Below are 11,544 nucleotides of genomic sequence, written 5' to 3'. Positions count from 1 at the left end.
GTCGGATCAGTGTCCGCTTTCAGCTCGGAATGCTGTCCGCTTTGACGTCGGATTGGTGTCCGGTTTGGATCGGAATAGGTGTCCGGATTCGGCCGGAATACTCAGCTTGGCGAGCGGGTAGCGGCCGTTGGCCAGGTTCTCCGCTGTCGGCTCGACGCCGTCGAGTGTCAGCGCCTTGAGTGGGCGTTGCTCGGACCGGATGAGCGACAAGGCGGTGACGCCCAGCCCGCCAGGAATCCGCTCGAGCTTGTCGTTGGCCTCCTGGTCGGTCGTTGCGAAGGCCAACCCTGGACGCTTGTCAGCGGCGACGATCGCCGTTTCGATCTCGGCCGAGAGGGTCTTGATCTGGCGGGTGTTGTCGTCCCCGGACTGGCGCAGGATGGGGCGAATCTGAGATCCGTCCGGCCACGCAGTGAGCCGCCCTGCATAGATGTCGGCGATCTGCGCCGAGGTGATCGCCGTTGCCGGATTGTCTGCGCGAACCGCGAAGACCGTGGGCGAGCGGGCATACTCGACCGATCGGGTGCCGTCCCGCGACTCTGCCGGCGTGAGCGGACGCGAGGACAGACCAAGATCGATCGCGCCCTTGGGAACGGCCTTGATCGCACCACTACTGCCGATACTGGGCAAGACGGTGACGTGGATGTCTGGATTGGCGCGCGAAAAGGCATCCGCCAGCAGCCGCATGGTCCCAAGCGCATTGCCCGTTCCCCCAATCGTCAGCTCGGATGCCATCGCTGGTGTCGCCACGCTCAGCATTGCGAGCAGAACCAGGATGATCGAGCGACCAAAGCAGGGCCGACGAAGGGCGAATCCTGTTCGGGTGAGATGCCGGGCAAGCTCCATCATTGAAGGATCCCTCTGTTGTGCCCCATTCGATAGCCGCGTCTCAAGTGTCGGGGCGAAAGGCACCTTGCGACGCCGCCTGATTATAGGCTCGCGCTGCCGCCAAATACGTGAAACAGATACCGCACCTGTATCCGGGCGACGCCTGGGCTGCTCTCCGTCGTGCAGGCGCTTGTCATCCTTCACCGAGCCCGACCCTAAGAAAGCGTCCATCAACAACTTTCCCCCTTTCGCAAAGGGGGGCAAGGGGGGGATTTCGGGCGGCATCGCTCGCATCGGGAAACAATTGATGGACACTTTCTAAGCGATGCGCACCGTCCAGCGACTCGAGTTTGGGCCGGCGTTAGGAGGCCCAAGCTACACCCTTTCGTAGGGCCTCGTCCCACGGCATGCCGACTCCGACCCACCTTCCTGACATCCCTGACGCGAAACACACCGCCTAGGTTGAGCAGTTGGTGAAGCTGATCGTAACCTTGCCCGAAACGCACCAATGGCAAGCGGAAACCATGCACGGAAACCACACAATCATTGCGTGACGAGATCGCGGTGCTCGAGGGCGAAGAGACCAAACCGGCAGGTGGGCCAAGCGGGATGGAGGACCACACCATTAGCCACGCCCCGGGCGACGACACAGGTGTGCCCAAGGACCGGCGGGCGGATTGGATCCAGCCTCACACGAGAACACTCATTGCATACCAAGAGCCTCTTGACGTAGGCTTCCTCGACCTTATCACTTCAACTTGCATGGTTTTTTATGTCAAAGATCGAACAATGGCGGCTCGTCACGGTAGCCTTGCTGTTCGGCGTTGTCCTAAGCGCCTGCGTTTCCAATCAGTCCAAACCAACCGATGCCGGGGCGGCATCGCAAACAAGCCAGGCGGCGACATCCAGGAGCGTTCCGCCCGGCATGAATGCCCAGGGCGAGGTGGTCGATTCATCTCAGATCGAGGGAGGGCATGGCAAGCAGGTCACGGGACTCAACGACTGGGAAGGCGAGATCACCGGTAAGTCATTCCGGGGCGCTAAGTTCGACCGCCTAAAGATCGGCATGCCGATGAAGCAGGTGACCGATCTCATCGGCGAACCTTCTGATCAAGGCGCTTATATGACGGGCAAGGCGTGGATTCCCTTCTACTTTGGAAGCGATCGGTATCGCCATGAACTCGTGTACAAAAATCAGGGCCGACTCATCTTCGCCGGCGGTGCGATCGGGGACTTCTCATCCGGCCACCTGACCTGGATTATTTACAACCCCAGGGAGCCGGCTTACCGATAGGTCGCACCTCGTCGGTCAGCCCTCCATGCCTGGCGTACACTGATGGGAGGTGTTCTAAATTTGTGCATCTTCCAAAAGAAGCATCGATAGCAACCGGTTGCGTCTTTTCATGCACAATTCCAGGACACTACCCGACCGGCGTCAATACCAAACCTCTCAGAGCTGCGCTCGACGCCTTTGATCCGATGCCTTTGTCTGCGCGCACCAAGCCCTGGGTGGGCTACCGCGAACGATAGACGAAAATTCCTGCCGCGACTGTGACGGCACTTAGCAAGTGTCCATCAATGGTTTCCCGATGCGAGCGATGCCGCCCGAAATCCCCCCTAGCCCCCCTTTGCGAAAGGGGGGAAGTTGTTGATGGACGCTTTCTTAGGAAGCGCCCATCAACTGTTTCCCGATGTGAGCGATCCCGTCCGAAATCCCCCCCTGCCCCCCCTTTGCGAAAGGGGGGAGTTGTTGATGGTCACTTTCTTAGGTCCTGCGCTGACCAGGTTCAGAGCAGAGCGCCGAGTAGAGCGCGACATCCGTCCGGGCGTCAGTGCGTCACGCTAGCCGAGCTGCTTCGCGACCATTGCGCGGAATTGCTGCGCCATGGGGTCTGAGGAGATCTCGGTCGCGAGGGCATCAATAGCCGACCGCAGGTCCGCAGCATGATCGAAGTGATCATCACAGACCAGCTCGGCGATGGGGCCGACGAACTCGGCCAGGCAAGACCTGAGGATCTCGCGCTCTCTTTGGCCGAGCGCTTGCGTCGCCTTCGCTGCGTCGGACTCGCCAGCAGGATCTGCGGCGTCCGTCGCGGCAGCCGCCTGCTCAAAGCGCGCAAGGATGCTCGCCGTCGTCGGCAGATCCATCTGCGCGCCGCCGATGCTGCCTTCCTGGAAGCGATAGCGCCCAGCCGAGATGCTCGGGATGAGGTCCAAGGCCTCCTCGCCCCGCTTGTTGGCGTAGGAGACATAAAGGATCAGACCACGATTCAGCTTCACCTGAGCACTGCGGTTCGCGTCCGTGGCGACGAACAGCGTGCCGGTTGCGCCGTCGCTGCAAAGCTGCGATAGCGCCTTGGTGATCTCGGAGAAACTCAGGTATGGAGTCGACATCGCTGCTCACCTCTTGCGCAATCGGTCGAAGGCCATTTGCAGACTGACCCGCATCCGCTCGATCCCTTTCGCGAGGGCTCCGATCTCGTCGTCGCGACTCACTTCGGAAACCTCAGCGTTCAGGTTTCCGCGGCTGATGTCGTCGGCGATGGCGGTCAGCCGACGAATGGGTGCGCTCAGACGGCGGGCTAGCAAGAGGGCAAAAACAACCGCAGCCAGCAGCGTGGCTCCGAGCAGCAGCAAGGCGTTTCGCAGGGCCGCATTGGCGGCTGCGTAGGCTTCGTCTCGATCCTGCTGAACGATCAGCGTCCAGCCATTGCTCAAGGGTTTGGAAAAGGCGACGACCTCTCTCCCTTGGTAGTCGGAACTCATGTCGGTGGCACCAGCCTTCACGTCCTTCCGCAAGGCGGGATGGGTGCTCAAGTCTTGCAGCTCGGAGGACACCTTGCCGTCGCCGTGCGCGATCAGGCGGTTGTCTTTGTCGAGCAGGATCGCGTACCCGGTCTTGCCGATCCGAGTCTTGGTGACGGTTCGCGACAAGTCCTCAAGGGTCATGGCAATGGCGATCACGCCTTTGGTTCCATTGTCGGAGCCTTGGATCGACTTTGCCAAAATGAGGGCGGGCTTCTTGGATGTCTTACCAAGCAGGACTTGTTGCCCCAGGGGCGCGCCGCCAATGACCTGCTGAAAGTAGTCGCGATCCCCGTAGAAGGTTGATGGCTTGCCGTCGCTGCGGCCGACATTGTCGCCGTTTGGCGCAACGGTAAAGGCCAGATAGATCCAGGGATAGGTTTCGCTGATGGTCTTGAGAACGGGATTCTGCCGCGCGCTATCCATACTGAGCATCGCGGGTGTCTCCGCATTCTGCTCAAGGGCGCGGAGATTCATGCGGCTCCATTGCTCGACGCTGTAGCCGAGCGCATCGGCGCTCTCGACCAAGCCCTGGGACACGCGCTCGCCCCATTCCTGGGTCGACTGATAGACGCTGATGTACCAGAGTCCGACGATCGGCACCAGTGCCACCGCACTCATGGCCAGGAGGATCTGGTAGAGAATCGGAAATCGGATTGTTGTGCGATTGTGAGGTTGAGCTTCCATCGTCGTCTCCTTTATCGTCTCGCGGTCCTCGACGCGAAGTCGGATCCATCGTGCAAGCGATCGACCGATGAGAGCTGCCAGGACAATCGCGGTAGCGGAAAGTGCCTGCGGGATATTAGGTATTCATCCTCAGACGAACAACCGGAAAGGGTCCAAGCGCATCAGGGCAACTGCATTTTCTTGAAGGCAGTCACAGTCAAGAGGCCAGGAGTGAAAAGAGAACGCCGCTAGCGCAACCCGTATTGGAAGTCCGCGTTCCCGCATGCTGCCCAACATCCAACACATCCCTTTGTCACCGGACCGCTCTCACCCAGCTAGGCGTGAAGGCATCCTTCTGTCGATCAACCGCGATGCGGCCCGCTGTGGACCGAGATACTGATCCATGAATCGCGTCTCGGCCGCGGCAATCAGCGCGCGCATGGCCTGCCGGGCGGCGTCCGGGTCCTGGCGGCCATTGCGAGCAGGAGGAGCAGCGCCATGCAGCGGATGGCCCTGCGTCACTTGTGTGCCTTCAGCCAGATCAGCAGATCATCGAGCGGCGCCGGGCGGGCAAACCAGAATCCCTGGACCTCGTCGCAGCCGAGCGCCCGCATGCACGCGAGTTGGGTGGCATTTTCGATGCCCTCCGCCACGACCTTCATGCCGAGCTGGCCTGCGAGACTGATCATCATCTCCACAATGCGCGGTCGCTGGGGATCGTTGAGGGTGTTGATGAAGGAGCGGTCGATCTTCAATCGCGTCGCGGGCATGCGCTCAAGATACGCCAAGGAGGAATAGCCGGTTCCAAAGTCGTCGATGGCCAGACCGACGCCTTGGCCGCGCAGTTCATGCATCTTGGCCAAGGCATCATCCACGCTGGTCATCGCGCCGCTCTCGGTGATCTCAAGCTCCACTTGGGCCGGCGCCAAGCCCGACTGCCGCAGCGCAGACTTCACCCGCTCGCACAAGTCCGCCTCGCGGAACTGGACGGTCGAGACGTTGACGGAGACACGGATGCCTGGGAAGCCAGACGCCGCGAGCCAAGCGGTGTCCGCGAGCGCCGATTGGAGCACCCAGTCTCCAATGGGCACCATGAGTCCAGTGTGCTCCGCGAGCGGAATGAACTCACCCGGAGCGACCATGCTGCCGTCGTCCATCCGCCACCGCAGCAGGGCCTCGATCCCCGCGACCTTGTTGGCGGCAAGGTCCACGATAGGCTGATAGGCGAGCGTCAGCCGGCCCGCCTCGAAGGCATGTCGCAGATCGCGCAGCAGCGCCGCCCGGCCGCGTGTCTGCTCTGCGATCTGCCGCGAGTAGTGAGCGAAGCGTCCGTGGCCCAGCTGCTTGGCCTGCTTCAGGGCGTGATAGGCATGCTTCAGCAGGCCGTTTGCGTCGCTCGGTTCACAGGCATCGAGCCTCACGATGCCGACGCAGACACTGGGCAAATGGCTGGTGCCCTCGACTGGAAACGGCAGGCTGAGCAAGACGCGCAGCGTGGACTCGCTGATGTCGGACACGCGGCCCAGCAGCGCGAACCCGTCACCCGACAGACGTGCAATCAGACAAGTGCTCGGCAGCGATTGATGCAGCCGCTCGGCCAATGCGCGCAAAAGACTGTCGCCGTAGTGATGACCGAGCAGATCATTGAGTTCAGCGAACTGATCGATATCGAGCAAGGCCAGCGCAAGATCGCGCGCATCGACCGTCTTGAGACGCTGGTCGAGCGCCTCCAGAAATGCGCTCCGATTCGGGATCTGCAGCAGTGGATCGCTGAAGGCGACCTCGCGCAAGCGCGCGACCATGGAGACGTTGTCCGCGCACAGACCGATGGTGCGGCAGAAGACCGCCAGCAGATCGCGGTCGAGCTGGTCCGGTTCGAACTCCCACTCCAGATGGGCGGCAAAGCCGCCTCCTTGCGCCCCGGCGAAGAACAGGGTCAGTCCGTCCTGCTCGATCAGCGTGGTCCGCATCGTCAGGGAGCGGGTGAGCGCAGCGGACAGGCGCGCGTCCTCAATGTCGGTGAGCCGTCGATCGAGATGGCGGCGGTAGGCACCAGCCGCACCTAGGATACGGTAGTCGGCATAGTCAACAGCGGCGCTTCGCCAGTCTGGGCATGCGCAGACGACACCCTCGGGGCGCACGCCAAGAAAGTCGGCAATCCGCAGGATCACCCCTTCAGCGAATGCCTTCAGCCCAGTCTCGGCAATCATCTGATTACTCGCCGAGACGATGCGCTCGAGACCGACCCGACCTGACTCGAGACGCTGTAGCTGATCGTAGGAGCGAATCGCCGTCGTCAGGGTCGTGACCAGACTGGAGCGAGTCAGCTCGGTCTTGGTCTTGTAGTCGTTGATATCGTAGTGAGTGATGGCATCGATCTCGGGCGCCTGTCCAGACCGATCGGTCCGCAGCACGATGCGAACCAGGTATAGCTTCAGGTCATCGCGGATCTTGCGCACGATCTGCAGGCCCGCGTCGGGGCTCTCCATGACCACATCGAGCAGGATCACCGCCACATCGGGCTCATTGCTCAACACCGCGAGGGTTTCAGCCGCGGAGCTGGTATGCAGCATACGCAGCGGCCGACCTGCGATCTTGAGGTCGCTCAGCGACAACGCCGTCGTCTGATGGACGTCAGGATCGTCATCAGCGATCAAGACTTTCCAACAACGACCCTCGTCTGGCTCGTCCCGCCACAGATCCTCTGAGTCTTCGTAAATGAGCTCGGTCAAGTCATTCATCCCGTTCGGCTGCGTCCAATAAGATGATTGAGGTGATTGCCGGAAAATCTCATACCAGCTGGCGCCGGATGGTCGCTTGCCTTCAAGGAGCATCGCCGTGTTCTATAACCACTGGTGCGACACGCAAGGCGGGCCTCGAGACCAGTCAGCGGGTATGAGCTTTGACAGAAATCGCCTGAGTCAAAAGCAGTCCCTGCCAGCAGCTGATCTCGACACCGCAAATCACTGGTTTCTCGCCTTTCCCGAGCGACATGAAAGCCGCATTTTCGCGCCGTGAACTCATTGGGATGACTGACAAGATGGATCGGATCAGTGCATTTTTGGAAGCACAGGCTTGTCGCAAGAGCATACCTGAGTCCCCTCCGAAAAGTCTTGGATCCTGGCCCAAGAACGAGGGCGAACCCGCCCTGCGCCGCGCGGTGATGCTGCGTCGCGTCAGCCAAGGCGCGCGCACCGAGCTGAGCTCGCGCGCATCCGCCGTGCTGGCGAACCTCATCGACATCGACTGCAAGCACGGCGTCTTGCCCTGGCCTGATCTGGCCGAGACTCTGGGCCTGCGTCGCCAAGGCTTGCCCACACCAGCGTCGCCGCAAACGGCCTCGCTCGAAAGCGATTCTGCACCCTGGCGACCCACGGGCGACTCAGGAGTCTTAGCCGATCCAGCGTCGGCAGCCAACGTCAGGGACGCGACAAGCGGACTTTGGCTCGGATAGGATTTACAGGATTAATAATTTTCAAAACAAAACCTTAGATGTCGCGCGAGCCCAATCCCGCTATGCTTCGCTCCTGGCATGAGCCTCTTTGGAAACAACCAACGGATTCGTGATGAGAGAAAGACCGCCGATTGTCCTGATCCCGAGCTACAACACTGGCCCCATCGTCTTCGAGACCGTCGCGACCGCAAGGCGGCACTGGACAGCGGTCTGGGTCGTTGTCGATGGGAGCACGGATGGAACGGCGGAAGGGCTTGATGAACTGGCGCGGGGTGATGCTGGCCTGAGGGTGCTGATCTTGCCGCAAAACAGCGGCAAAGGTGCCGCTGTGCTCTATGGTCTGGAGTGCGCCGCAGCCGAAGGCATCACGCATGTGCTCACCATGGACGCGGATGGTCAGCACCCGGCCGACTTGATCCCCGCCTTCATGGCGGCCTCCGCCGAGCATCCACACTGCATGATCCTTGGCAAGCCAGTCTTCGACGCCAGCGCACCCTTGCTGCGGGTGCGCGGCCGTCGCCTGTCGAACTGGTGGGCCAACCTCGAGACGCTCTGGATGGGCATCGGCGATTCGCTCTTCGGCTTTCGGGTCTATCCGGTTGCGCCGCTGATCGACATCATGCGTAAGCAACGCTGGATGCGCCGGTTCGACTTCGACCCAGAAGCGGTGGTGCGACTCGCTTGGCGCGGTGTCCGCCCAATCAACCGCGACGCCCCCGTGCGCTATTTGAGCGCAGAACAAGGCGGCAGCTCCCACTTCAACTACTGGCGGGACAACGTCCTCTTGACCTGGATGCACGTGCGACTCTTCCTTGGCTTTCTGTTGCGTCTCCCCTGGATGCTATGGATGCGCGCAAGGTCGCAATGAGACCTTGAACCCCGAACCAGCAACTTCCCCAGGAGTCAGACATGACCGACCACGCCAGCTCCACCCCAAGTCTTCTCGCGCTGGACTGGCCGCTCGCCCTGGCGGCCGTCTTGGTCGTCGCCCTTGCCACGGGTGCGCTGCTCTGGCTGAAACGCCGCTCCGCGCCAGCAGCGGCACTCAGCCCCTTGGACAGCGCACAAGCCGATCGGGCATGGCACGCCGAATCGACCGAAGAGACACTGACGGCACTCTCAACCTCGGATAAGGGTCTCAGCGCCGAGGAGGCTGGCGCGCGTTTCGAGCGCTACGGCCCCAACCTGCTGGCAGAAGCAGCTCCGCGCAGCGCGCTGTCACGCTTCCTGGCGCAGTTCAACAACCTGCTCATCTATGTGCTGCTGGCCGCGGGTGTGGTGACGACGCTGCTGCAGCACTGGCTCGATGCCAGCGTCATCTTTGGTGTGGTCCTCATCAACGCCGCAATCGGCTTCGTCCAGGAAGGCAAGGCGGAAGACGCCCTGCGCGCCATTCGCGGCATGCTGTCGCCGCATGCCATGGCCTGGCGCGACGGCCGCCTGGTGACGCTCGACGCCGCGGATCTGGTGCCGGGCGACCTGGTGCAGCTGCAATCCGGCGACAAGATCCCCGCTGATCTGCGCCTGCTGCGCGTCAAGGGATTTCAGATCGAAGAGGCGGCACTGACCGGCGAATCCGTGCCCGTCGACAAGAGCGTCACCGCGCTTCCGGAGGACACCCCGCTAGCGGACCGCCGCTGCATGGCCTATTCCGGCACCTTGGTCACGCACGGACAGGGCGCAGGCATCGTCGTCGCGACTGGTGCGAGCACGGAGATCGGCCGGATCAGCGCCCTGGTTGCCGGCGTTGAGCAACTCACGACACCACTGCTGCGGCAGATGACGCAGCTGGGTAACTGGCTGACCATCGCCATTCTCGCGCTCGCCGGCGCGACCTTTGTGTTCGGCGTCTTCGTCCGGGACTATCTCGCCTCGGAGATGTTCCTCGCCGCCGTGGGTCTCGCGGTCGCGGCAATCCCGGAAGGACTGCCGGCCATTATGACCATCACCTTGGCGATCGGCGTTCGGCGCATGGCGGGACGCAATGCCATCATCCGTCGGCTGCCTGCGGTGGAGACGTTGGGAACCGTCGGGGTGATCTGCTCCGACAAGACGGGCACGCTGACACGGAACGAGATGACGGTCCGCCGGGTTGTGACGGTCGAGCGCGAACTCACCTTCAGCGGCGCCGGCTATGATCCGCACGGCGCCATCCTCTGTGACGGTGAGACATGCTACCCGCTGGACGATGGCATTCTGACCGAAGCGCTGCAGGCCGCCGTGCTTTGCAATGACGCCGCGCTGGAGTCTGCCAAGGGTGAGTGGCGGGTCCACGGCGACCCCATGGAGGGCGCCCTGCTTGTCGCCGGCATCAAGGCCGGACTGGATCCGGAGCACCTCGCGAAGGCCTTTCCCCGCTCGGACCTCATCCCCTTCGAGTCCGAGCACAAGTTCATGGCGACCCTGCATCACGACCATGCGGGCGCGGCGGCGATCTTCGTCAAAGGTGCCCCGGAGGCCATCCTCGACATGTGCGCGCACCAGCGCAGCCAAGCCCACTTGGCCCCGGTCGACCGTGACTTCTGGCTGAAGCGCATGGAGGCCTTGGCGGCCGAAGGCCAGCGTGTGCTCGCGATCGCGGCAAGATCTCTGGATCTGCAGCCCGTCGAGCTGAACTTCGAGGATTTGGAGGAAGGGCTCGTCCTCGTGGCGCTGGTGGGCCTGATCGACCCACCGCGCGAGGAGGCGATTGCCGCGGTCAAGACCTGTCGCGAGGCCGGTATCCGCGTCAAGATGATCACCGGCGACCATGCCACGACCGCCAGGGCCATCGCCGCTCAAGTCGGCCTGCGGAATCCCGACAGCGTCCTCACCGGCCGAGACCTGGACGCCCTCGACGAGGAGGCACTGAGACAAGAGGTCGCGGACGTCGACGTCTACGCCCGCGTCACGCCCGAGCACAAGCTAAACCTCGTACGCAGTCTCCAAGAGTGTGGCTACATCGTCTCCATGACGGGCGACGGGGTCAATGACGCCCCGGCGCTGAAGCGCGCCGACGTCGGTGTCGCCATGGGGATCAACGGCACCGAGGCGGCCAAGGAGGCCGCCGAGATGGTGCTCGCGGACGACAACTTCGCCTCCATCGCCAATGCCGTTGAGGAAGGCCGCACCGTCTACGACAATCTGAAGAAGGCCATTCTCTTCATCCTGCCCACCAACGGTGGCGAGGCATTGGTAGTGCTCGGCGCCATCCTGCTCGGCTTCCATGAACTCCCCTTGACGCCGGTGCAAATCCTCTGGGTAAACATGATCACGGCGGTCACCTTGGCGCTCGCACTCGCCTTCGAGCCGCCCGAGCCCGGCGTCATGCTGCGTCCGCCGCGCGACGCGCGCGAACCCGTGCTCACGCCCCTCTTCCTCTGGCGCATCGGCTATGTCTCCGTCATTCTCATGACCGGGACCTTCGGCCTCTTTCTCTGGGAGCTGGAGCAAGGGGCCAGCATCGAGGCGGCGCGCACGGTGGCCGTCAACACCTTGGTGATGTTCGAGATCTTCTATCTGTTCAACTCCCGCTACATCCATGCCCCAGTGCTGAGCCGTGAAGGATTGCTCGGCAATCCCTATGTATTGGTCGCCGTCGGACTGCTGCTGGTCTTTCAGATCGCCTTCACCTATCTGAGCCCACTGCAAGCGCTCTTCGGTACCGCCGCAATCGATCCGCTGGTGTGGGGCCGAATCGTCCTGGTCGCCTCGACGGTGCTCTTCATCGTCGAGGCGGAAAAGGCAGTGACGCGAAGGTTCAAGCGATCGAGCAAGCCATGCGCTTGACATCAGAGCCGCAGGCACCGCCA

8 protein-coding genes are annotated in these 11,544 nt (G+C 62.3%); 4 read left to right on the top strand and 4 right to left on the bottom strand.

Going from position 1 to position 11,544, the window contains the following annotated elements:
- Positions 1-6: 6 nt before the first annotated feature.
- Positions 7-849, bottom strand: coding sequence for a PstS family phosphate ABC transporter substrate-binding protein (locus G3480_RS08825; RefSeq protein ID WP_164653504.1), 843 nt, complete (start codon positions 847-849; stop codon positions 7-9).
- Positions 850-1,600: 751 nt separating this feature from the next.
- On the opposite strand from G3480_RS08825, the gene G3480_RS08820 reads away from it, so the two are divergent.
- Positions 1,601-2,122: a hypothetical protein gene (locus G3480_RS08820; protein ID WP_164653503.1), complete on the top strand. Its 522-nt coding sequence runs from the start codon at positions 1,601-1,603 to the stop codon at positions 2,120-2,122.
- 548 nt (positions 2,123-2,670) lie between these two features.
- Here G3480_RS08820 and G3480_RS08815 read toward each other — a convergent pair.
- The 3 genes from G3480_RS08815 to G3480_RS08805 all read right to left on the bottom strand — a co-directional run bounded on the left by G3480_RS08815 (position 2,671) and on the right by G3480_RS08805 (position 7,031).
- On the bottom strand, positions 2,671-3,222 hold the full coding sequence (locus G3480_RS08815; RefSeq protein ID WP_164653502.1) for a DUF8082 domain-containing protein: 552 nt from the start codon (positions 3,220-3,222) through the stop codon (positions 2,671-2,673).
- A 6-nt stretch (positions 3,223-3,228) separates the two neighbouring features.
- On the bottom strand, positions 3,229-4,320 hold the full coding sequence (locus tag G3480_RS08810; RefSeq protein ID WP_164653501.1) for a HAMP domain-containing protein: 1,092 nt from the start codon (positions 4,318-4,320) through the stop codon (positions 3,229-3,231).
- A gap of 497 nt (positions 4,321-4,817) precedes the next feature.
- Positions 4,818-7,031 carry a GGDEF/EAL domain-containing response regulator gene (locus G3480_RS08805; protein ID WP_164653500.1) on the bottom strand — a complete coding sequence of 738 codons (2,214 nt, stop codon included), beginning with the start codon at positions 7,029-7,031 and terminating at the stop codon, positions 4,818-4,820.
- Positions 7,032-7,291: 260 nt separating this feature from the next.
- On the opposite strand from G3480_RS08805, the gene G3480_RS08800 reads away from it, so the two are divergent.
- From G3480_RS08800 to G3480_RS08790, 3 genes are all read left to right on the top strand, one after another.
- Complete coding sequence (locus tag G3480_RS08800; protein WP_164653499.1) at positions 7,292-7,753, top strand: hypothetical protein; 462 nt, start codon at positions 7,292-7,294, stop codon at positions 7,751-7,753.
- A gap of 112 nt (positions 7,754-7,865) precedes the next feature.
- Complete coding sequence (locus G3480_RS08795; RefSeq protein WP_164653498.1) at positions 7,866-8,621, top strand: glycosyltransferase family 2 protein; 756 nt, start codon at positions 7,866-7,868, stop codon at positions 8,619-8,621.
- 185 nt (positions 8,622-8,806) lie between these two features.
- Entirely contained in the window at positions 8,807-11,521 is a 2,715-nt protein-coding gene (locus G3480_RS08790) for a cation-transporting P-type ATPase (RefSeq protein ID WP_420824614.1), read from the top strand.
- The last annotated feature ends 23 nt before the right edge of the window (positions 11,522-11,544 follow it).

Origin of the sequence: Thiorhodococcus mannitoliphagus (genome assembly GCF_010915725.1) — a bacterium.
Lineage (GTDB): Bacteria > Pseudomonadota > Gammaproteobacteria > Chromatiales > Chromatiaceae > Thiorhodococcus > Thiorhodococcus mannitoliphagus.
This window is presented reverse-complemented; position numbering and strand designations above follow the sequence as displayed.